This is a genomic window from Mycetohabitans endofungorum (assembly GCF_002927045.1).
Taxonomy (GTDB): domain Bacteria; phylum Pseudomonadota; class Gammaproteobacteria; order Burkholderiales; family Burkholderiaceae; genus Mycetohabitans; species Mycetohabitans endofungorum.
On sequence record NZ_PRDW01000012.1, the window covers coordinates 19,302 to 38,847 of the forward strand.

General features: G+C 59.0%; 22 protein-coding genes and 3 pseudogenes. 13 read left to right on the forward strand and 12 right to left on the reverse strand.

All coding sequences use genetic code 11. From position 1 onward, the window contains the following. Positions 1-78 precede the first annotated feature (78 nt). Positions 79-480 (reverse strand): GreA/GreB family elongation factor, encoded by a 402-nt coding sequence (locus B0O95_RS11830; protein WP_104078073.1) that lies wholly within the window; start codon positions 478-480, stop codon positions 79-81. Positions 481-797: 317 nt separating this feature from the next. On the opposite strand from B0O95_RS11830, the pseudogene vapB reads away from it, so the two are divergent. The 4 genes and pseudogenes from vapB to B0O95_RS11850 form a co-directional block, all read left to right on the forward strand. Next, positions 798-967, forward strand: a pseudogene (vapB, locus tag B0O95_RS11835) (type II toxin-antitoxin system VapB family antitoxin); the annotation flags it as partial. 119 nt (positions 968-1,086) lie between these two features. Continuing rightward, positions 1,087-1,338, forward strand: a complete 252-nt coding sequence (locus B0O95_RS11840) for an AbrB/MazE/SpoVT family DNA-binding domain-containing protein (RefSeq protein ID WP_104078074.1) — start codon at positions 1,087-1,089, stop codon at positions 1,336-1,338. Further along, positions 1,332-1,682, forward strand: coding sequence for a type II toxin-antitoxin system ChpB family toxin (locus B0O95_RS11845; RefSeq protein ID WP_104078075.1), 351 nt, complete (start codon positions 1,332-1,334; stop codon positions 1,680-1,682). The genes B0O95_RS11840 and B0O95_RS11845 overlap by 7 nt, the downstream gene beginning before the upstream one ends. Before the next feature lie 434 nt (positions 1,683-2,116). Then, positions 2,117-2,917 (forward strand): Fic family protein, encoded by an 801-nt coding sequence (locus B0O95_RS11850; RefSeq protein ID WP_104078076.1) that lies wholly within the window; start codon positions 2,117-2,119, stop codon positions 2,915-2,917. Here B0O95_RS11850 and B0O95_RS15585 read toward each other — a convergent pair. Further along, a complete protein-coding gene (locus tag B0O95_RS15585; protein ID WP_146064064.1) occupies positions 2,908-3,141 on the reverse strand; it encodes a hypothetical protein in 234 nt (77 codons plus the stop codon). The genes B0O95_RS11850 and B0O95_RS15585 overlap by 10 nt on opposite strands. 8 nt (positions 3,142-3,149) lie before the next feature. Further along, positions 3,150-3,527, reverse strand: a complete 378-nt coding sequence (locus tag B0O95_RS11855; protein WP_233203322.1) for a PIN domain-containing protein — start codon at positions 3,525-3,527, stop codon at positions 3,150-3,152. A gap of 157 nt (positions 3,528-3,684) precedes the next feature. Between B0O95_RS11855 and B0O95_RS17230 the strand changes: the two genes are divergently transcribed. Next, positions 3,685-3,888 (forward strand): DUF6900 domain-containing protein, encoded by a 204-nt coding sequence (locus B0O95_RS17230; RefSeq protein ID WP_416171941.1) that lies wholly within the window; start codon positions 3,685-3,687, stop codon positions 3,886-3,888. A gap of 294 nt (positions 3,889-4,182) precedes the next feature. On the opposite strand, the gene B0O95_RS11865 is transcribed toward B0O95_RS17230, so the two are convergent. Continuing rightward, positions 4,183-6,192, reverse strand: coding sequence for a sigma-54-dependent Fis family transcriptional regulator (locus B0O95_RS11865; protein WP_104078144.1), 2,010 nt, complete (start codon positions 6,190-6,192; stop codon positions 4,183-4,185). Positions 6,193-7,079: 887 nt separating this feature from the next. On the opposite strand from B0O95_RS11865, the gene B0O95_RS15590 reads away from it, so the two are divergent. Further along, the gene (locus B0O95_RS15590; protein ID WP_146064065.1) at positions 7,080-7,325 is read left to right on the forward strand and encodes a hypothetical protein; all 246 of its coding nucleotides are present in this window, start codon (positions 7,080-7,082) and stop codon (positions 7,323-7,325) included. A 277-nt stretch (positions 7,326-7,602) separates the two neighbouring features. Here B0O95_RS15590 and B0O95_RS16595 read toward each other — a convergent pair whose 3' ends face one another. Then, positions 7,603-8,166, reverse strand: a complete 564-nt coding sequence (locus B0O95_RS16595; RefSeq protein WP_233203323.1) for a site-specific integrase — start codon at positions 8,164-8,166, stop codon at positions 7,603-7,605. 158 nt (positions 8,167-8,324) lie between these two features. Here B0O95_RS16595 and B0O95_RS17235 point away from each other — a divergent pair, with 158 nt between their 5' ends. After that, a complete protein-coding gene (locus tag B0O95_RS17235) occupies positions 8,325-8,462 on the forward strand; it encodes a DUF378 domain-containing protein (protein WP_146064069.1) in 138 nt (45 codons plus the stop codon). A gap of 448 nt (positions 8,463-8,910) precedes the next feature. Further along, the gene (locus B0O95_RS11885) at positions 8,911-9,237 is read left to right on the forward strand and encodes a hypothetical protein (RefSeq protein WP_104078078.1); all 327 of its coding nucleotides are present in this window, start codon (positions 8,911-8,913) and stop codon (positions 9,235-9,237) included. 59 nt (positions 9,238-9,296) lie between these two features. Here B0O95_RS11885 and B0O95_RS17240 read toward each other — a convergent pair. The 4 genes and pseudogenes from B0O95_RS17240 to B0O95_RS11900 all read right to left on the reverse strand — a co-directional run. Next, a pseudogene (locus tag B0O95_RS17240) lies at positions 9,297-9,458 on the reverse strand (IS256 family transposase); the annotation flags it as partial. 54 nt (positions 9,459-9,512) lie between these two features. Further along, a complete protein-coding gene (locus tag B0O95_RS17245; protein ID WP_370641784.1) occupies positions 9,513-9,848 on the reverse strand; it encodes a hypothetical protein in 336 nt (111 codons plus the stop codon). A 290-nt stretch (positions 9,849-10,138) separates the two neighbouring features. Next, complete coding sequence (locus B0O95_RS11895; RefSeq protein ID WP_463605578.1) at positions 10,139-10,447, reverse strand: type II toxin-antitoxin system PemK/MazF family toxin; 309 nt, start codon at positions 10,445-10,447, stop codon at positions 10,139-10,141. A 14-nt stretch (positions 10,448-10,461) separates the two neighbouring features. Next, positions 10,462-10,686 carry an antitoxin MazE family protein gene (locus tag B0O95_RS11900; RefSeq protein ID WP_104078146.1) on the reverse strand — a complete coding sequence of 75 codons (225 nt, stop codon included), beginning with the start codon at positions 10,684-10,686 and terminating at the stop codon, positions 10,462-10,464. A gap of 481 nt (positions 10,687-11,167) precedes the next feature. On the opposite strand from B0O95_RS11900, the gene B0O95_RS17065 reads away from it, so the two are divergent. After that, entirely contained in the window at positions 11,168-11,320 is a 153-nt protein-coding gene (locus B0O95_RS17065) for a hypothetical protein (protein WP_158249490.1), read from the forward strand. Between the two features lie 364 nt (positions 11,321-11,684). Here B0O95_RS17065 and B0O95_RS11915 read toward each other — a convergent pair whose 3' ends face one another. Continuing rightward, on the reverse strand, positions 11,685-12,017 hold the full coding sequence (locus tag B0O95_RS11915; protein WP_104078081.1) for a hypothetical protein: 333 nt from the start codon (positions 12,015-12,017) through the stop codon (positions 11,685-11,687). 16 nt (positions 12,018-12,033) lie between these two features. After that, positions 12,034-12,459, reverse strand: coding sequence for a hypothetical protein (locus B0O95_RS11920; protein ID WP_104078082.1), 426 nt, complete (start codon positions 12,457-12,459; stop codon positions 12,034-12,036). A gap of 427 nt (positions 12,460-12,886) precedes the next feature. On the opposite strand from B0O95_RS11920, the gene B0O95_RS11925 reads away from it, so the two are divergent. Further along, on the forward strand, positions 12,887-14,233 hold the full coding sequence (locus B0O95_RS11925; protein WP_146064066.1) for a hypothetical protein: 1,347 nt from the start codon (positions 12,887-12,889) through the stop codon (positions 14,231-14,233). A 185-nt stretch (positions 14,234-14,418) separates the two neighbouring features. Here B0O95_RS11925 and B0O95_RS11930 read toward each other — a convergent pair whose 3' ends face one another. After that, entirely contained in the window at positions 14,419-15,327 is a 909-nt protein-coding gene (locus B0O95_RS11930) for a J domain-containing protein (protein ID WP_233203325.1), read from the reverse strand. 577 nt (positions 15,328-15,904) lie between these two features. Between B0O95_RS11930 and B0O95_RS11935 the strand changes: the two are divergent. The 3 genes and pseudogenes from B0O95_RS11935 to B0O95_RS11945 all read left to right on the forward strand — a co-directional run. Then, positions 15,905-17,239 (forward strand): annotated as a pseudogene (locus B0O95_RS11935) (sigma-54 dependent transcriptional regulator); the annotation flags it as partial. Positions 17,240-17,845: 606 nt separating this feature from the next. After that, a complete protein-coding gene (locus tag B0O95_RS11940) occupies positions 17,846-18,097 on the forward strand; it encodes an acyl carrier protein (RefSeq protein WP_104078085.1) in 252 nt (83 codons plus the stop codon). Then, a complete protein-coding gene (locus tag B0O95_RS11945) occupies positions 18,094-19,353 on the forward strand; it encodes an acyl-CoA dehydrogenase family protein (RefSeq protein WP_104078086.1) in 1,260 nt (419 codons plus the stop codon). The genes B0O95_RS11940 and B0O95_RS11945 overlap by 4 nt, the downstream gene beginning before the upstream one ends. Positions 19,354-19,546: the final 193 nt, after the last annotated feature.

A 19,546-nucleotide genomic window follows, 5' to 3' on the forward strand; every position in this document is an offset into this window, starting at 1 on the left:
CTGACGGCACGGCCACATCCGGCGGCACGGTCACACCCGGTGGCACGGCCACGCCGCCGGACCGGTGCGGCCACGTGGTCAAAGCCGATAGTCGCCAGCCGCCTCGGGCTGGAACACGATCTGCTCGACCTTTAGCGTTTGCGGTGCCCCGCTAGGGGGCGTCACACGCAATTCGTCGCCCGGTGTCGCGCCGAGCAGCGCGAGGCCGACCGGCGAGAACACGTTCAACCGTCCTTGCGAGAAGTCGGCGTCCGGTGGGTAGACGACGGTCCACGTCATGTGTTCGCCGGACGACGGATTCGACAGCGTCACAGTCGAATTCATCGTGACGACGCTCGGGTCGATGTTGGTGGCCTCGACCACGGCCGCGCGCTCGAGCAGGGCGTCGAGCATCGCCTGGTAGCCGGATTGTGGGCTCGCTTGCGCCGCATGGCGCTCGAGTCGGCCGACGTCGGTTTCTGTCAAATAGCAGGTCTTCATCTCGTTTCTCCAACGCAACGAAAAGTCAAAGAGTTGGGTGCGCCCGGTACCCGCCCAGGCAGCGGCTGAAACAGGGGCCGCTCAGTGCGAGTGCCGGGCCAATGAAAGCGGTGCCGCGGCGATGTATCGGAGCAGGTCGGTACCGGGTCGGTCCGTCCGGATCGCGCGCGCGTCTGCCGCCACGCACGTGGCGTGGCGACGTCGCAAACGCATCGGGAACAGGAACACGCGCATGGCGGGGCTCGACCGGAGAACGGAGAATGAAGAAAACAACACGATGCTATCACAGCGTGCTGTATCAGGTCGCTGTGCAAACCGTGCGTACTGTGTCTATTTCAAAAACAATGCGAATCAGACGATCCGCATTCCCAAGGATATGCAATTTGAGGACGTCACGGAACTGGAAATCCGGCGGGAAGGAAGCACGATCTTGCTGCGTCCGGTGCGGGCAAATTGGACTTCGTTTGCCAATGAGGCTAAAGCCGAGAAATACTACTAGCCTGGCCCTGTCTTGACGCAGCGCTTCCGGTATCTTCATTGAAGATGCAAAGTGCTTGCCAATCTTGTTGTGTGTTTCTACAATGGATAAACATTCAGGAGGTCGTGATGGAACTCAAGATTCAAAAATGGGGCAATAGCGCTGCAGTTCGTTTGCCGAGTGTGCTGCTTGAGCAGATCAACGCGTCGGTCGGCAGTTCGCTCAATGCCGACGTGCGCCCGGATGGCGTGATGCTGACCCCGGCCCGCCGCAAGTATTCGCTGGACGATCTTGTTGCCCAGTGCGACACGAAGGCGGTTTTTGCGGGCGACATGGCGGCATGGGGCGAGGTCAAACCGGTGGGACGTGAAGCATGGTGAGGCGGGTCAAGTTCGAGCGGGGCGATATCGTGCGCGTGAGCCTGAATCCGACTGTGGGGCGAGAGCAGCAAGGCGATTTTCGCCCGGCGCTCGTTCTATCTCCGGCGGCGTTCAACGCCTTAGGCGTGGCGCTCGTTGCCCCGATCACCCAAGGCGGCGAATTGGCTCGCTTTGCTGGCTTCGCCGTACCGCTTTGCGGTTCTGGAACCGAGGCGCAAGGTGTTGCGCTCGTCAACATGGCGCGTATGCTCGACTTGGAGGCGCGCGGCGCACGTAAGGTCGAACGCGCATCGGTCGAAGTGGTTGAGGACGCGCTGGCTCGGCTTCAGGCGATTATCGAGTGAGGAAAACGCGATGAGCAACGAGTTCTGGAACCTGACGTACGCGCTGGGCAACACGCAGCGATAGGTCGGCGACGCGAACAATCCTCAAGCGCGCTAATCCGCGATGTAAGGCGCTTCCCTATTGACAAGAACGGCTGGCGTGTCTGGACCGAGCATCATAAGATAGGCGAGCGGCTGTACGAGAGCGGGCGCGAAAAGGTGCATTGCCAGGCGGCTCAGTGGTAATGGAAAACAGCAGCCCGTTACGCAATGTCAGCGCCGAGCAGGCCGAGGTGTCGCTTCGCGACTCGAACGCTAGACTCGCGCTCAAGCCTTGACGTCAGAAGGGGCGAGGCCTGCGGCATTCATGTCATGGGTATGGAGCCCGTCGGCGCTACAAACCGCAAGATTTCGCGTGCAGACGTGGCAGGTCAAAATTGTGATGAGAGAAAGTGATGGATTCGTCTCTACAGCCGATGCTGGAAGCTGTTAACGTCGCCAAGGCGAAGCTTGATGCGGCGCGTCCACTGCCGCTGCATACGGTCGCATCGCTGCGCGAAAAGCTGATGCTGGAATGGACGTACCACTCGAACGCAATCGAAGGCAACACGCTGACGTTGCGCGAGACGAAGGTGGTGTTGGAAGGCATTACGGTAGGGGGCAAGTCGCTGCGCGAGCACTTCGAGGCCACGAACCATCGCGACGCTATTCTCTACGTTGAGGAGATCGTCGCGAAGAACGAGGCGTTGTCCGAATGGCAGATCCGTAACATTCACAGCCTCGTGCTGAAAGGGATCGATGACAAAGAGGCTGGCCAATATCGCCATGAGAACGTGGTAATCGCAGGCGCTAGCACGACGCCGCCGGACTTCCTGCATCTGTCGGCCGAAATGGCCGCGCTCATTGACTGGCACGCGCAAGCGCAGACGGTGCATCCTGTCACGCGTGCGGCCGAGCTGCATACACGGTTTGTAAAGATCTACCCGTTTGTGGACGGTAACGGCAGAACGGGGCGACTGTTGCTAAACTTCGAGTTGATGAAGTTTGGCTATCCACCTGCCGTTATCCGTAAAGAGGATCGCCTTGCTTACTACGACTCATTGGATGAGGCGTGCATGACAGGCGATTACAGTGGCATTACGCGGTTGGTCGCTGCGTCGGTTCAGCGTGCTCTCGACGCATACCTTGATGTGCTCGGTCTGCGTGAGAATCACCGGCCAGACGATAAGCCGCCGTCACCCGGTTTTCAGATGTAAAGAAAACAATCGGATCGGAAAATGCGTGCTACGCGCGCCTGAATGCTGAAAGTCCACGCGCCGATTTTTACAAGGGCGTCTCGCAGTGTGGGCAGTTTTCCTGGACAAAAAGCCAAGAGCTTTGCCCAAGTCTTGGTCTGGCCGTGCTGAGTTTCTACTTCGAGAATCCGTTTAGCGTCGGCGCTGCGCACATCACTGGCGACTTCAGGCAGGTCACCATGCATCAGCTCTCTCAATCTTCCATCATAAGGCTCGGTATACGCATGAACTCTCGCATGTTACGTGTCATACGAGGTTTCGTGCGCGGGTCTGACCGGCGATTAACACATCGTAGGGGCCAATGGGGGGCTTGCGGCTGCAAGCTGTGCGCGAATTTCGCCGCATGCTGCGCATCCTCTCGATCGAACGCCAGCGTCTCTAACTGCAACGCTTCAATACGTGCGAGATTGGCATCGATATGCTGGCTTTTATAAGCACCGTAGAATAGTTCACGAGCGACGATTGATGGTAAGCCAAAGTCCTTGGGGGAATGCGCTTGTAGTCGCGTCAGTAGGGTTGGTTTCCCTTTCAGAATTGCGATGATCGCATTCGCACCGAGCAAGTATTTCATTGGAACACATCTAAACCTGCGCGTGTTTGCCCGATGGGCTGTTTAGCTGTATCCATGATGTGCCTCGTATGATAGGTACCAATAGTATCTATCGCTATAGCGAAAAAGCTGGAATGGGAACCTTGGATGTTATCAGTCACAGCGTGAGGCAATGACGATGGTAGTGCTTAAGCTCAACAGGTTGCTGGAGACGATCGCATGCGAGCATCTGGACATTCCCACGCTCAAAACGCGCTACTTGGATCGCCTTGATTTTTACGACGTTGCTCTCTGCTGTCTTCGGTCAGCGCTGCTTACGGCCTTCGAGGTCGAGCGTGCAGAAAGCGGAAGCTGCACACCGTACTTCGCCCTCGACAGTTAAGGCTGTTGGCATAGCATACTGCGTATTTCGGTGAACGTGATCAGCCATTTCGGTTGAACGTGATCAGTGGTTCCAATTGTACGGGTGCAATCTTTACCTCGCGTCGTCATCTACTGAGAGCTTGGCAAGCCGGGGGCGTTCATGTACGGCAGTAACATCATCCCATGAGGCAACACGCCGGCCAAGATGATTGTCGCTGTCCACCTACACTGATCGCATGAATCGGACGCAGTGAGGGCAAACATGGATAGGTCGATGGAGCAGCGCGCGGTGCGCGGCGGCTCCGCTGCGGAGTCAATTATCGGTCGAAGGACTGGACGCGCCTGCCACGCTGGGCATCTTGCGATAGATCGTATTGCGCGATACCCCGAGCGAGCGGGCCGCGGCTGACACGTTGCCGCCATGGCGCGCAATAGCGGCGGCGATCGCACAGGCCTCGACGTCCTGCAGCCGCGCGTGCAGCGGCAACGGGGCGGGGCCGCCGACGGCATCCGGGCCGACAGCCAAGGCACGCGCATCGCCTCGTGCCGGACGCAGGTCTTCGAAGAAATCGTCCGGCAGATGCTCGCGCCGGATCACGCCGTCATCTTCTACCATCGCGGCTGCCGTGCGCAGCAGATTGCCTAGTTGCCGGAAATTGCCGGGCCACGTGCATTGCTCGAACAGCTTCATCACATCACTGTCCACACTCAGCGGCGGTGCGCTGGCGGCGCTGTGCCCCGACTCCAGTTGCAGCATGCGTTGCACGACCGGTGCGAGGTCGGTGCGCTCACGCAGCGGCGGCAATTTGACGACCAGTCCATTGAGCCGGTAGTACAGGTCTTCACGGAAGCGGTTTTGCGCGATCATCTTCCGCAAGTCGCGATGGGTGGCGCAAACGATTGCGATATCGACCGGGATCGAGCGGCTCGATCCGAGGGGGTTGACGACGCGCTCTTGCAAGACACGCAATAACCGGACTTGCAATGGATGCGGCATGTCGCCGATCTCGTCGAGAAATAACGTGCCGCCGTCGGCCTGCAGCAGCTTGCCGACCGAGCCCTTGCGCCGGGCGCCGGTGAACGCGCCTTCCTCGTAGCCGAACAATTCCGACTCGATCAGTGTCTCCGGAATCGACGCGCAGTTCACGGCAATAAACGGCCCATCGCGGCGCGGCGAATCGTTGTGGATTGCCTGCGCGAGCAACTCCTTGCCGGTCCCCGTCTCGCCGTTGATCAGGACCGGGATGTCCTTGCCGAGCACCTTGCGGACCTTGGCGATCACCGACGCGACTTGCGGATCGCCGGTGTCGAGGTGGCTCAGCCGCGATTGCAACGCCGGCGCCGGAGGGGCCAGGCGGGTCGTGCTCCGCGCCGTGGCGCTCAACTGGGCGCCGGCCTCGTGCGGCGACGCGGTCGGCGTGACCGGCGCGTGTTTGAACTCGACGCGCGCGCACACCACCGCGCCGTTGTGCAGATTCATTGGCACCGGCTGTCCATGGTAATGGCGTACCGTGTCCAGCAGTTGCGCGCTGGTCACGCCGAACAGCGATGACAATGTGTGTGCACGCAGCGCACTGAGCGGCAGGTTCAGCTGAAACTGCGCGCTGCGGTTCGCGGACAGAAAGCGGCCATCGCTGGTGAACGCGGCGATGCCTTCCATCAGTGTGCCGAGGAACTCCGCGCGCGCATGGAAGGCGACTTGCAGCGTCTCGCGGAAGGTGCTGGTGAACAACTGGTTTTCGATCATTTGCACCGACATCTTGGCTAGCGCCATCGTGTGCTGATGGTAGCTGCGGTAGTCGCCGGTCACATCCAGCACGCCGATCAGATCGCCGTATGGGTCGAGGATCGGCACGCTGGAGCAGGTCAGGAACCGGTTGGCTGCCAGGTAGTGCTGCTTGCCATGCACGACGATTGGACAGCGCTCGGCGATCGCGGTGCCGATCGCATTGGTGCCCTGTCGGTTCTCGGCCCAATTTGCGCCAGGGCGCAGCGCGACTTTTTCGGCGCGCGCCAGGAAGTCGTCGTCGCCGATTGAGTGCAGGATCAGCCCGTGCGCGTCCGTCAGCACAATCATGCTTTGCGTGTTGATGATTTGTTCATGCAACGTTTCCATCACCGGCATCGCGTGTGCGCACAGCATTCGGTTCTGGTCGCGCTTCAAATTAAGTTCGGGGCTGCTCAGCACGTCGTAGTCCGGGCGCGCCAGTTCGCGCAATCCATAGGTTTCGGAGCGCTCGTGCGACTTCTGGATCGATGGGGTGAGCCAGCCGAACTCGCTCGATTGCGAGGCGGTAGCGGCATAACGGGCATCCTCTGCCATGGTCTCCTCCATGTGCGATTCTGGTCATATCGCCGGAACGCCGGACCGGGGAATTTTGCAATTCCATGCCGAAAATTCGACTTGACATGGGCTGTCGGATCGTGTTAATCGTGGGCCCGGCAATGCGAAGTGTAAACAGTACCGTGGAAGTGGGGGCTGCGCCAGTCGCGTGGGATTCGGTAAGACCATGATGTGCCCGTGCGTGTCGTGCGAGCCGTGTTTGACGCAATTAGCGCAGTCGGCGCGTGCATGCGCTGGATTAGAGATCGACGACGAGTCCGCGAATGGCCGCCATGGCGGAGCCGCTTCGAGGAAAATGGCTCTGTGCGGTGAGGACGATCGACGTATTGCGCAGTGGCTGGCGCATACCGTCGCTCGCAGCGAGTGAGATCACTCGGTCGCCCCCATCGGTCGAGAGGCAAGCAGGCAGTGCAGCATGGCGCCAGCACCGGATTCGCGGTACAGCGCCCTTAAGCCCGAGTGTGATCAACCCTTTGACGGCAGGGAAGCACAGCATGGCACGCATTCAGAAGATTAAGCGAAGCGTTGCCACCTGACTGCTAACGGCGAACCGCATGCCGCGAAGCCGCACAGGGATCGAACTCGTGCCGCTGCGCATAATTCGGCGCTGCGCATAATCGCGAATATGCGAGGCTTCGCATAATCACGAATTCCGGCCGCCCCTCAATATCGGCGTGGCCGCCCTTGTCGCCCGCAGATTCACACAAAGTGTGGAAAAGCCAGTTTCAACTGATTGTCCGGGCCGTCTCCACAACACAATACAACGTGAAAAGCCCTCGGTGGGTGTGGTACGCTGAACCAGGCCTGGGCCAGCCATAAGAGCTTTCGGCCGAACACTTTGATGAAAATGCCCAGGAGATCTATAGATGCCAACCTTATTTCTCGAAAACGGCAATACGGAAGCGATGGTCCCGCAAATCCTTAGCCAAGGTTACAGGCAATTGATTGCTAATATTTGCCAACGGTATTTATGGGTGTTGTCTCCCGGCGATGCGATTATTCTTCCTTCCGCGGGAAATCAGGAGCATATTCACTATATTGAGAAAATATGCCAATATCGAGATGCGCGACAGGAAGCCGGGCGATTCGATCGCTACCGGCGCAAGACATGACGCCTGAAACCCCTACTCCATTTACATGAAATGGCTAATGGCGTGGCATTCTATCATGGTGATGAGATAATAATTATTATCGAACTCAGTTGGCTGGTCGTGCAAAGCATCACCAATCTGGTGGTAGAGCCGGCCAACATCGAACAGCTACCCGAATTTGCGGTATCACCAGTACCCTCACGCTCTCCACGGGTCAATAACGGTGATACCACAATCGACAAAACCCTTGTATTGTGCGTTGCCAACGTCGCCTCCTGTGACCGTGTGATGGCCGCGATCATCGCATCAAATTGGCTGATGGGAATGCCTGCGCTTTTGCGTGACGCGGCGCCGCGGAAGATACGCTTGATCGCGTCATGCAGGGCTGAGCGCGACAGGGCGCAGCGCGGGCCTCGAAAGGGCACGACCAGCGACGTGTCCTCGGCCCGGCGGGACAGTGGGGCAGACCACACGCCTGCCGGTAGCGGGCCAACTCGACGATCAGTTCTGGCGACGCGGGCACGATTCGCGCGCGTTGCCTCTTACCCAAAATCTCGAGCCACCACTGGTCCTGTCCGTCCGGGCCCAGGCGTCGCGAGAAGTCGCCCATGGTGCCGCTGGCGACCTCGGAAATGCGCAGACCTTGTAGATAGAAGAGCGTAGTCAGCCAACGGCAGCGGGCGGAGTACGCGCGCTGCGCCGCCGTTTCCTGGGGCAGCTGCTCGACAAAGTGTTTGACGTCGTCCCACAGCGAGACCAACATGTAGCGCGTGACGCGTGGGGCCGAGCTCTTGGCGCGCTGGCGCAGCAGCGCCATCGGGTTGCCGCGCAGGTAGCCGGCGTCTACCAGCCAGGTGAACATGCCGTTCAGAATGGCCCGCGCTTGCCGCTAGCTGGCTGCGGACAGCGGCCCGTTAAAGGGCCGCCAGCGTGCATCGCCGCGGGGATATTTGCCGCCCATGGACCTGTCGTTCTTGCGCGACACCCAGCGGCTTAGGAGTTGCGGGTTGACCAGGGGTAATTTTCGGCGTCAGATCGATATTGGCCCGCGCGGTCTATGCACTGGTGGGATTATCAGAGATCTACTGTCTCGTCAGGGCTTTCACTGCATCGAAGGTCAATGAGTTTGGCAGGATGGACATGCGCCGTCCGGACTAACGGCATTCGCGTCTTACTCTGAGCTGCTACGAAGGCGGTCAGAACACCGCTTAATTGACTTGGCTTGGCACGGCGAACTCCCGCCAGTTCTCCTATTGAAGCGCAATGAAGATATTAATATTAATTGCGCTAAATGCGGGGAATTTAGGCGCTCGCGTCGGTGGATATGCGCTTACCGAGCCTTTTGTCCCTCACTGCGGCGGCTAAGCGCACTTTAGTAATTTAGTAATGGTGAGTTGAGCGGTACCTATTTTCCTTGAAAAGCGCGTGTTTTTTTCTATCGTTCTTTTAGGCTGTTGCTTGCTAGACGCCTCCTTGCCAAAGCAAAGGTGGTAACTGCAGCAGCGCCGCATCGCGATCAATGAAGCATGTTATTCGTATTGCCAACTGCCAGAGCAAGCCAACCGCTTCAGCGTAACACGAAGCCAATGCTGATAGGAGAGATAGGATGTCGGACAATCTACTGCAGGGCGGTATCAAAAAAGCCGCAGACAAGGTTCAGGAAACCGTAGGTGATACGCCGGGCGAAGGCGAGTTGAAAAAGGTTACGCAGAAGGCGCACGAAACCGTGGATCAGGCAGCCAACCAGGCCGACCAAGTGACTGACCAGCTTCGTCAAGCCACGACGTCTGCACAAGTGGCTTATGAAGGCATGGTAAAAGGTCTGCGTGCCATCGTCATAAACGAGCCAATCAAGGTGTTGGTTATCGTGGCGGCACTTGGCTTTGCGAGCGGTGTACTATGCACGCGTGGTGGGCACCGTTCACGGATTTAGCGGTGGCAGGTAGAGGGGATGTGTCAGGAATCTTGTGTGCCGAGGTTGGTTAAAAGATCTCAGCTCATGGCGTTCGTGAACCGGTCGCCGAACACAATGGCGAACTGATTGAGCGCCTGACGCCAAGTGATAGGCGGCATCTTCCAATCCTTTTCGATGTTGCGCAAGGCCAGATACAGCAGTTTGCTGGCGGCTTCGTCGCTCGGGAAGTGGCCGCGGTTCTTCAATTCGTTGAACACCTTCAGTCAGAACTTGGCGCCTTCGGTTTGCTCGATCTACAAGCCGAGCACTTGCTTGCGGCCGTCGGCTCGGATCCAGCGCCAGGTACACCGCACGCCACTGGGCGTGATCACCGTCTGGGGGCGGGTCCCATTGCGATAATTGCCATCCTTGCCTTGCTCGACTTCGCTTTCCAGGTGGTGCGTCAGTTCCGCCGCGAGCATGCGCTGGGCCAGTTGCTTCTTCAGTTGCCCGGCTAAGCCCGATTCGCCCAGAATCGACTCGGCATCCTTGCTTTGCACCTGCGCCAGCAGTTGATCAATCAGTTCATTGGGAAACAGCTTCGGCGCCTTCGGGTTCTTGCTCTTCTTAATCACTGTTGCTTCGGTCATAGCACGTTTATTTCCGTTATCGTCTCATGACCTTGGCACACTAAAATTCTGACAGGCTCGTTTTGACTCTGGCGATGCCGAGGACGACGCTCAAGAGGCGCCGCGGTGACCCAACGCTATATGCTCGAGACGAACATTTGCTCGCGGCTCATCGCAGACGAACGGCCTGCCCACCCGAAGTGCTCCCCGGTGCCCCTGTCTCGGAATCATCAGCTCGTTGAGTCTGCCATCCCGGTGTGACTCAAGCAAATCAGTCTTTGGGCTTCCCGGGGCGATTCACTTGAGCAACTTCACTTTGCGATTCCTAGGAACACGGCCAAACAACGCTCGACCTCTACCATTGCATTTGCATTAATACGTCCGAAGGCTTGCCCGATCTTGTCACGCTTCACGGTCATGGCCTTGTCTACCATTACTTGCGAAGGTTTCTGTAGGCCGTTTTCTGCGCTAGGCTGAACTGTAATGCGAAACAACGGCGCGGCAACCAGTGTGCTTGTCACTGGCAGTACTGTCACAGTTGCCTGCTCCTCGAATTGATCGGCCTGAATCACTAAGGCGGGACTTGGCTTACCAAAGTCGCCTTGCACGGCGATGGTCACGAAGTGGCCTCGCATCATTCCGTCCAGCCATCCACGTCGGCTAAAGTTTCATCCATAAAGTGCTGCATGCTCGTATCGGCCATGTCCGCTTGAGCAGCTAGGCGAGACTGGCGACGACATTCTTCCGCAAAATCTGAGCGGCGTGTGTCTGGCACCCAAATTTGTACTGGGCGAAGCCCAGCCATGCGCAGGGCCTTGCGATGCTTTTGAACCCGTGCATTGACGTGCGTGCTTACCATGCGGAATGCCTCCTTACTCGTTACATGAAACATAGTGGTCGCATTATTCGTGACATGCAACGAGTTGCGAAGAAAGGGACTACTTTTGCCCAACCTCAGGAACTGAAAATCCTCCCCACTTCTTATCAGACAAGGCATTCAGGGAAGTGGGGCGACACGAATCGTCAATCGGTCTATGTTGCGGATATGGGAAATCGAGTGCCGGCAAGGCGCGCTGCAAGACATGGCCGCGCGCGCGTTTTGAGCTGTTGTTTGGTCAGAGCGGCTCGTCCAGCAATCGCTGGAGCAAGACCTTGAACCCGCAGACGTAGGCAGACGTCTACGGCTGGTGGCGCCTGCACGAGCTGACTGTTGACCTGATCTACGTCGAGATTCGCCGAGGCAGCCGCACGACGATCAACAATAAACTAAGTTCTGGAAGGACGCACACGCGCGCAACGATGTGCTGGCCGCGGCGCTGTCCGCGCCGGTCGCTGACGCGATGCTTTTGCTCTGGGCGCTTGCCGTTGAACACAGTGAGCAGGCGTTCGCCAAACGCAGCGAAGAAATTGAGCGCGAGGCTCGGCTCACTGAAGTCACCGCCAGCATTCTGACGGGTAAGAAATTACATGAGGCAACAGGCTCCGCTCGGTAGTAAAAAACCTGAGTCAATGCGCCCGTACAACGACGACGCTTGTCAGGCCTCGACGGGTTTATCGTCGCAACAACGGCGTTGCCGTGCAACAGATCAAAATGCGGTTATGCATCGGCGATGCGGATCGTCGGGTATGGCTTCTTTCTTGCGCGCCTGGATGGTAGAATGCACTCCGCCCTTTCCCGGGGTGATGAAATTGGTAAACATAGCGGACTTGACAATTTGAGTGCACGGCCGGAAACGGTCGATGTAGAACCCTTCAAATTCGGCGAACCCCCTGGCATATGAGCCGAGGCAACGCCGAGCCAAGCCCGTGGGGCCCGCTGGGCCTTGCAGGAAGGTGTAGAGACTAGACGGAGGGCGCCTAATGCGCGATACCGCGGTAATACAAGCGGCATCGCGCGATGGCGAAGGCATAGTCCAGCGCACGAACGTCGGCCATCGCGAGGCCGGCGGCGCCGAAAGGCGTGGTGTGAAGAAAATCCGCCGCTTCACGGCTTGCCGGTTCGAGTCCGGTCCCCGGGACCAACGTAAAAAGCTTGCGGCTATGAAACTTGCCGACTTCAGGACATCGCAGCTTGTCGAGTGGCGAGATGCGAGACTGAAGCGAGTTGCGGCGTCTTCGGCGAACCGCGACATCGACCTGATTCGCAATGTGTTCACGGATGCCCGGCGGGAGTGGCATTGGCTCGACCATAATCCCCCCGAGGGATTCAAGATCTCAGGCGACGGTCCGCCGCGCGAGGTCCGGTATCGAAGTACGCCCACATATTGGCGGTTGATCCCGGCATTGATGACGAAGTAAGCTGAGTGGTCGTGTCGGGCGTAAAGCCGGATCCGGCGACATAGACGTTATCAGCCATATTGCCGATCAGTTCGCCACTGGTGCCCTCAGTGATTGGATCCCAAACGAGATTGCCGTATTGATCGTAGATGACGTGTTGATAGGATCCGGCCTCCAAGATCAATGCGTGCTCAGCCGCATCCAGGATGAGCGGCTGCGTATTGAGAATCGACTGTGCAGGGTCTTGCCAAGTGACTTTGGGAGTCGTCGTGTTGGGGATAGCCTTCGAGAAACCAGAACAGCCGCGCCTTGGGCACTTCGAGGGGCGCGGCTGGCGCGGGTTCATTCCCTGCATCGCTGTGCATTGCCGCCTATGGGTTACTTGTTGCACACACGCCGCGACACGTACCTGATTCCATCGCCACGCTGCGCTGGCGCATCGCTGCCCACATCGCCAGACAGTTACAGCGATGTCCGTTTGCAGCATTCGCCTCGGAAATTTGTGACACAGTAAGCCTATGTAAGCGGTTTCGATGTGGCTGACGGTTTCGATCTTAGCGCTGCGCGTGTCAGGTGGTGAGCAATGTACGCTGCATAAGGAATGGTATATTCGCTGCGCGTACGTTTGTATCCCGAGGCATGCTTGAAAGCTAGATATTTTTATATAAACTCCGTAAATGGCCTTAGCCGCAATCGACCGAAAATGGTGGTGCTGTCTTTTGTAATGCATCAGTGTTTCATCCTGGCGCCTTTAGGAATATAAAATAGGAAACCAAATTAAAATGAGCAGTAAGCTTAAAACACGTCAATTGGGTGCGGTTTCTGCCATCATAACTACGGTTGTGGCGGCAATGGTTCTCAACGCATGTGGCCACGACAATCTCGAGGCCGCCAACGATAGTGCGGCGGAGGTCGGGCCGAAGTCGTTCTCAACTTTCCAAAGCGTCACGCGTACACCGCAAGCGGTTGGTGCGCAGATACAAACCGCCATGTTGGGCCGCGACGTCGGCACACAAACGGATGACGGGGAGACGGTTACTGACAGTTCCTCCATTCTTGCGGTTCAATCAACGCTGAGGGAGTGGGGCGAGGAGAACAATGTTACATCGCATCATCAGTTGCAGCTCGACGGCAAAACGCTCAGCTATAAGGCGACGGTCGGCACGATGCTTGTCGGTGATGCCCAAATGCAATACATAGCTTACGCAAGAACCGACAGTAAGAGAACACGTCCGATCACTTTCTTTTTCAGTGTCTCTGCGCTGCCCCCGGTTCTTTTTGCTCAATTCTTGTTCGGATCGTTCGGTCCTAAAATAGGACAACTTGGAGAGGACGGTCGCCTGGCAATCGTTGACAATCCGGCGACGTTGCTTGATTCGTCCGATTTAGTTTTTTTTAGTGCTCGCAGTGATTGTATATCGGGTTGGAAGGAAGGGTTTAAAAAACCATTAATGGGTTTTTTTAGAAATTTCTTAATACAAGAAGGGCGTGAGCAATCTCGCAAATTTTTATTTGTACGTGGCATTGGCCATGAAAGTTTTACTTCTATGATATTGAGCGAAAATCCAGGTATGTTTACTGGTATAGCCATGATGCCAGCAGTCACGGACGCAGAGATAGGTTGTTATCACCAAAGCAAAAACCGAGTTACTTTTGAAGATTTGTCATACCAATGGGGAGAGGCTTGGCGTAGATACACAGAGGACGAACTTAATGTGTGCCCCACACCTACTTTTTGTAGGAACACCGCATCGGCTTTCAATGCTGGGACAACGGATGGCTATGAACGTGATGTCGACATGTCTTGGCAGCAGCCCACGCTGCGCGTTTTCGTAGGCTGCCGCAATGATGCGCAGAAGGAAGGCATGATCCAGTATCTCGATAAGATAAAGAGGGATGGTTACTCGTCTTTCCCATCATTTAACATGCAAGACTACATGGTAATTGTTTCACCCAATAGAGAGCAAGACGCGGCGGGGCAAGACGAGGCTAGTGCCCCCTATTTTGATGGGCCGTCTCTGTTAAAGTTGAAGGAAAATTTAGCTTGGCTGTATCAAACCGATGAAGAAGAACAGGATTTTCCGACTCCGCCTAGCTCACCTATAAGACAGCGAAATGTTCGGTTTTGAAAGGCCTGGAGTACCTCATATAGAGATGTATGTCATTGAGCGGCATCGTCCAGCCAAGGACGACTGTGCCGCGAGCAGCATGACGGTCAACCAGTGCGGAGGCGTGCGTTTCAGCGATACTAGCGTCAGTTCGATGTGCGGGCCTGGCCGCGTCCGGCTCGACAGTCATAGTCGGGAAGCGGTTCTCACTGACTGCCTCGGCGGACCGGGCCTGCGCGGCGCGCGAACCGACGTGGCGGGTTCACGAAGAAGGTCGGTTGCTGCTGACGGCCGGCAGGCGGCGTACGCGGCGCAGCCGTGCCGCCGCGTACGGAGCGGATCGGCGCCGCCGTATCAGCGTCGTCGCGCGGATGACGTGTGTCTCCCGTTGGGGGCGTATCGTCGCGCGCGGTACGCGCCAGCGCGCGCAATCGAGCGAGCGCAGCATGCATTTCGGCCAGCGCAGGATCGGCTTCGGGCGCGGCCGCCGCAGCCCCGACCGTACTGCTGCCATTCGGTGATGGCCGGCCGTGCCCGGCGGGGGCCGAGTTCTCGTCTGCCGGTGCGCCTGGCGCCCGGTACGCGTCCTGTCGGCCACCTGCTGAGCCGTGTGTGTGGGTCGGCGCGACAAGCGTGCCACTGCCATATGTTCCATGTTGGCGAGACACGAAGTTTGAGCGCAGCGGTGCGTCGTCGATGCTCAGATCGGCAATCAGCACGGCGGCGGCGATCGCAGTGCCGATGCCAGCCATCCAATGCGAACGTGACACGCGTCGCACAGCTCGACGCGCGCGTGGCGCCATGCGCGCGTTGCGCAGGAACAGGCGCGCCCACTTACTCCACCGCCACAGCGGCGCTGGTCGATGCTTGCCGTGCGACTGCGGCGCAATACGGCGCACGCTGGCATGCAAGGCAAGATCGTATTCGGCGCGGCACAATGGGTTGGTCAACGCAACGTACGCGTCGTTGATCCGCTGGAATTGCGCTTGCGCATAGTGTTCTCGCCCGCGGTTGCGGTCCGGGTGCCACTTCATTGCTGCACGCCGCCACGCTGCCTTAAGCTCGGCTGGCGTTGCGTGAGGCGTGACTCCCAGGATGTCATATAACGTTCTCATCGCGGAGTTCTTGGTCGGCACGCCGCGCCCGTTGCGTACCGGGGGTTTTACGGATGCAGGGCACGAACGTCTGTGTGCAAACGCCCGCTGGCAGGCTGGCGGTTTCACGTGAGGTGCCGCCGCTTCGCACCGTTTTCCCCTTTCCTGCCGTAAGCCGCTGGCTAATTCGGACGGATGCTCGGCTTATCGGACACGCTTGGGGACAGAAATGTTTCGATTGGTAACCCGGGATGGATGCACAAGCATAGCCAAAACAAATCTGGCCATTGCAGCGGTCGCGAAATGGGGCCGTCGCGGCGCGAACGCGCCAATGCGATACCGGATTTTTGTGGGCATGCGGAAGATACAAAGATTTACAAAGCGTCGGCGCCCGTAACGCTTCGACGCCATAATGATGCCGGTGCTCGCTTACCACGGGTTTCGTATCAGCGGTCTCGTACGCAATCCGCCATGACGGCATGGCCGTCATCCGGGGTATGGCCGTGCAGGTTGGACCGGCGCGGCGGTACGCTCAACGATGAACAGGTTCGCCGTGGCAGGGCGTCACGCGTTATCCTATCGATAAAGGGCAGAGTGAATGAACAGCGGACACAGGCGGCAGCTCATCTACGTGACGCGGTCAGCGGACCGTGCGCTACAACGATTGCTGGCCCGACATGGATGGACCGTCGCGATGTGCGATACGGCGCGTCAGGCCGAGCGCTTGGTGAACACCACCGGTGCACGCGTGGGCATCTTTGATGTCAGCAGCGGCTTTGATGATGCGATCGCGCAGTTTGAACCTGTGCTGCTTCACCCGGACATGATGTGGGTGGCCACGCCCACCGCCGCGCAATTGGCGGCGGCGCACGTGCGCCGATGTGTGCGCAGCCATTGTTTTGATTTTGTGGCGATGCCGGGCCCCGCGCAATTGGTGGTGGATGTGGTCGCACGCGCGTACCAGATGGCCGAGCTTGATGTGGGAGACGACGCACCGCGTGTACAAGGCGAGATGATCGGCGCCTGCGAGGCAATGCAGCAATTGTTCCGCGTGATTGGCAAGGTCGCCAATACTGATGCGCCAGTGTTGATTTTTGGCGAGTCAGGCACGGGCAAGGAGCTTACGGCCAAGTCGATCCACGACCAGTCGATTCGCGCAACGGGGCCGTTCGTTGCGATCAACTGTGGTGCGATTCCGCCACATCTGCTGCAATCCGAACTATTCGGCTACGAGCGGGGAGCGTTTACCGGCGCGAATCAGCGCAAGATCGGCTACGTCGAAGCGGCCAATGGCGGGACGCTTTTTCTGGACGAGATCGGCGATCTTCCACTCGAGAGCCAAGCGAGCCTGCTGCGCTTTTTGCAGGAGTGCACCATACAACGCCTGGGCGGACACGATCCGATTTCGGTGGATGTGCGAATCATCTCTGCCACGCACGTCGATTTGGAGGCGGCGGTGAGCGCAAGGCGCTTCCGTTCAGACCTCTATCATCGATTGTGCGTGCTTAGGCTCGAAGAGCCGCCGCTGCGCGACCGCGGTCGTGATATCGAGTTGCTTGCGCGGCGCATGTTCGAGCGCTATCGTGGCGACAGTCCGCGGCACCTACGCGGCTTCTCTGCGGCGGCGCTCAACGCGATGTATCGTTATTCGTGGCCGGGCAACGTGCGCGAGTTGATCAACCGAGTGCGCCGCGCGATCGTGATGGCCGAGGGACGGGCGATCACTCCCGTGGACCTGGAACTGGAGGATGTCCTCGAGCAACGGGCACCGACGCTGGCGGTCGCTCGCGAGGACGCCGAACGCCGCGCGATCGAAGAGGCGCTCGCGCGACATCGGAACAGGCTTGCCGGCGCCGCGCAGGAACTCGGCGTGTCACGTGCCACGTTGTACCGTCTGATGCTCGCGCACGGCATGCGCACGCGCCGGGGCCAGGATGATACCCGATCGAGGCCGTCGCGCGCCGTGTCGTTGACGCTCGCAACCGGCCGAGAGCCGACCGTTGACGGCCGGGCCAGACGGGCTCGCGCCGCGCCGCACGCGGCGCATCGGCCGGAGCGGACGTCGGGCGACACTGCCTGTGCGGACGACGCGGTGGTGCGCGATTTCGGTCTCCACTGGTTGTGTTCATCGACGAAAGTCCGGGCTGACGCCACGTCGCTGCGTGCGCATCGGTGCAATCCATGGCTTCCCGGTGGCCCGCATGCCGGCGCCGATATGCTGCCCGGCCCCGACGAACGTAGCTGGCACCCCGTTTTCGACCTTGCCGGCAGCGGTCGTCGCACAATGTTCGACGAGGCATTGAACGACACTGCCAAGGACGCCCGGCCCCTGCAGCGCAATTGACGCGCTATTGCTGCTGATACGCGTCGTACGGGCGCGCCCCGGTCCCCAGGCCGGCGGCGGCGCCGCGACTTTGTTCGCAAGCGTACTGAATGCAATGCCTCTCAACGGATTAAATCGTTTCGATTATTAACGAATCTTTAAGAGGCAGGCTCTGCCGCCGCCGAGTAGCGGTGCCGGGCCATACCTGGGGACACCATGAATAGCAAGTTGCGAGAAATTCTTGCCCAATGGGCCGACCTGGACGTGCCCATCGCGTCCCTGCCCGACGATGCCAGCCTGTACGATGCCGGTATGTCGTCGCTGGCCACCGTCAAGACCCTAATGGCGATCGAAAACGCCTTTAATATCGAAATTCCGGACGAGTGGCTCACGCGCGAGTTGTTTACGAGCGTTGCTTCGTTGAGCCAGGCCATCAAGCAGCTCCAGTCCGACGAGGCAGCCGCATGATGGTGGCGCCCGGGCGGCAGAAAGCGTTAGCGATCGCGCGGGGCCCAACGCGGGCGATGCCGGCCAGGGTCGGCGGCGTGGACCGCACGAGTTCACGGCGATGGTCTGGGCCGGTCTCGGCCGAATATGCCCACCTGCAGCCGTTGCTGTGCATCGCGTCTGAACATGCCACCGATGTCGATCGCGACGCGCGCTTTCCAACCGAGGCGCTGGGCGCGTTGCGCGAAGCAGGCCTAATGTCATCGCTGGTGCCGGCGCCGCTGGGCGGAGCCGAAGCATCGCTCAAGGCCGTTGCAGGTATCTGCGAGGTGCTGGCGCGCGCCTGTGCATCCAGCGCAATGATGTTCGCGATGCACCAGGCGAGCGTCGCGTGGCTTGTGCTGCATCACGAAGCGCATGATGCCAGTCGCGCATTGCTGCAGCGACTGTGCGCTGAGCAAATGCTGTTCGGCATTGCCGGCATTGCCGGCATGGCCGACCTGGCCCCGGTCGAGGGCGCCGCCGGTGGGCCCGGGCCCGCGTTGCTGCAACACCATGCGGAGCAATTCACACTGGTGATCGACGGCACGACGATCCCGTATGGTGCTTACGCGGACGGCCTGTTGCTGCCGGCGGGCGAAGACGGATTCGTCGCCGCGCCCAAGGAGCAGTACAAGCTGGAGCGGCGCGAAAGCTGGGATGCGCTCGGCATGCGAGGATTGTGCAGCGACGAATTCCGCGTGGTCGTCACGGGCGAGCCGGGACAGATCCTGCATACAGCGCGGGACGGTGCAGGCAACCTTCATGCGATTGTTCAATTGCTGCACAGCGCCGTCTGGGTCGGCATCGCTGCTAGCGCATTGGAACGAGCACAGGCCTACTCGAGGGGGCAAGGCGAGGCGCCGCACGCGTTGATGCCCGGCGCCGCCCGTCTTGCCGAAGCCAATGCGCTGTTGCAGATGATGCGCGCGCATCTGGGCAGCGCACTGGAGCAGGCCAGCAGCGGTCCGGGCGGCTTGCCGCCGCGGGGCCCCGCCTTCGTCGACGAAATGCAGGTGTTGAGGACCGGGGTATCGAGAAGCGCACTGGCGCTGGTCAACCACGCGATGATGGTCTGCGGGATGGACGGTTATCGCAACGATACCGATGTCAGTGTCGCGCGGCATCTGCGCGATTTGTACGCTGCGCCGCTCGGGTTGGGGTCTGCCCGCAACGCAGCAATTGCTCTTGCCTCCGCCTCCGACGTCACGCCGTCGAGCGATATCCTCCCCGATTAATCCCCGCTGTATTGCGCGGCGTACCGCCGCGCTCACGGTTCGCGTTTCAAACTGTAAATTCGGTGTCGATGGTGTTACATCGACGCCATGGATCCCGATTGAAAGGGTGGCGTCTGCGCCATGACTGGTAACTATTACACGAATCTAAGGTTTGTCGTTTCGGTATTTGGTTAAATTAATAAAAATTATTAAT

Excerpts from the sequence above, each read along its gene's own strand:
- B0O95_RS11830 (WP_104078073.1), bottom strand. The coding sequence starts at position 480 with ATGAAGACCTGCTATTTGACAGAAACCGACGTCGGCCGACTCGAGCGC.
- B0O95_RS11840 (WP_104078074.1), top strand. The coding sequence starts at position 1,087 with ATGGAACTCAAGATTCAAAAATGGGGCAATAGCGCTGCAGTTCGTTTG.
- B0O95_RS11845 (WP_104078075.1), top strand. The coding sequence starts at position 1,332 with ATGGTGAGGCGGGTCAAGTTCGAGCGGGGCGATATCGTGCGCGTGAGC.
- B0O95_RS11850 (WP_104078076.1), top strand. The coding sequence starts at position 2,117 with ATGGATTCGTCTCTACAGCCGATGCTGGAAGCTGTTAACGTCGCCAAG.
- B0O95_RS15585 (WP_146064064.1), bottom strand. The coding sequence starts at position 3,141 with ATGCATGGTGACCTGCCTGAAGTCGCCAGTGATGTGCGCAGCGCCGAC.
- B0O95_RS11855 (WP_233203322.1), bottom strand. The coding sequence starts at position 3,527 with ATGAAATACTTGCTCGGTGCGAATGCGATCATCGCAATTCTGAAAGGG.
- B0O95_RS17230 (WP_416171941.1), top strand. The coding sequence starts at position 3,685 with ATGGTAGTGCTTAAGCTCAACAGGTTGCTGGAGACGATCGCATGCGAG.
- B0O95_RS11865 (WP_104078144.1), bottom strand. The coding sequence starts at position 6,192 with ATGGCAGAGGATGCCCGTTATGCCGCTACCGCCTCGCAATCGAGCGAG.
- B0O95_RS15590 (WP_146064065.1), top strand. The coding sequence starts at position 7,080 with ATGCCAACCTTATTTCTCGAAAACGGCAATACGGAAGCGATGGTCCCG.
- B0O95_RS16595 (WP_233203323.1), bottom strand. The coding sequence starts at position 8,166 with ATGTTCACCTGGCTGGTAGACGCCGGCTACCTGCGCGGCAACCCGATG.
- B0O95_RS11885 (WP_104078078.1), top strand. The coding sequence starts at position 8,911 with ATGTCGGACAATCTACTGCAGGGCGGTATCAAAAAAGCCGCAGACAAG.
- B0O95_RS17245 (WP_370641784.1), bottom strand. The coding sequence starts at position 9,848 with ATGACCGAAGCAACAGTGATTAAGAAGAGCAAGAACCCGAAGGCGCCG.
- B0O95_RS11900 (WP_104078146.1), bottom strand. The coding sequence starts at position 10,686 with ATGGTAAGCACGCACGTCAATGCACGGGTTCAAAAGCATCGCAAGGCC.
- B0O95_RS17065 (WP_158249490.1), top strand. The coding sequence starts at position 11,168 with ATGCTTTTGCTCTGGGCGCTTGCCGTTGAACACAGTGAGCAGGCGTTC.
- B0O95_RS11915 (WP_104078081.1), bottom strand. The coding sequence starts at position 12,017 with ATGGTCGAGCCAATGCCACTCCCGCCGGGCATCCGTGAACACATTGCG.
- B0O95_RS11920 (WP_104078082.1), bottom strand. The coding sequence starts at position 12,459 with ATGCAGGGAATGAACCCGCGCCAGCCGCGCCCCTCGAAGTGCCCAAGG.
- B0O95_RS11925 (WP_146064066.1), top strand. The coding sequence starts at position 12,887 with ATGAGCAGTAAGCTTAAAACACGTCAATTGGGTGCGGTTTCTGCCATC.
- B0O95_RS11930 (WP_233203325.1), bottom strand. The coding sequence starts at position 15,327 with ATGAGAACGTTATATGACATCCTGGGAGTCACGCCTCACGCAACGCCA.
- B0O95_RS11940 (WP_104078085.1), top strand. The coding sequence starts at position 17,846 with ATGAATAGCAAGTTGCGAGAAATTCTTGCCCAATGGGCCGACCTGGAC.
- B0O95_RS11945 (WP_104078086.1), top strand. The coding sequence starts at position 18,094 with ATGATGGTGGCGCCCGGGCGGCAGAAAGCGTTAGCGATCGCGCGGGGC.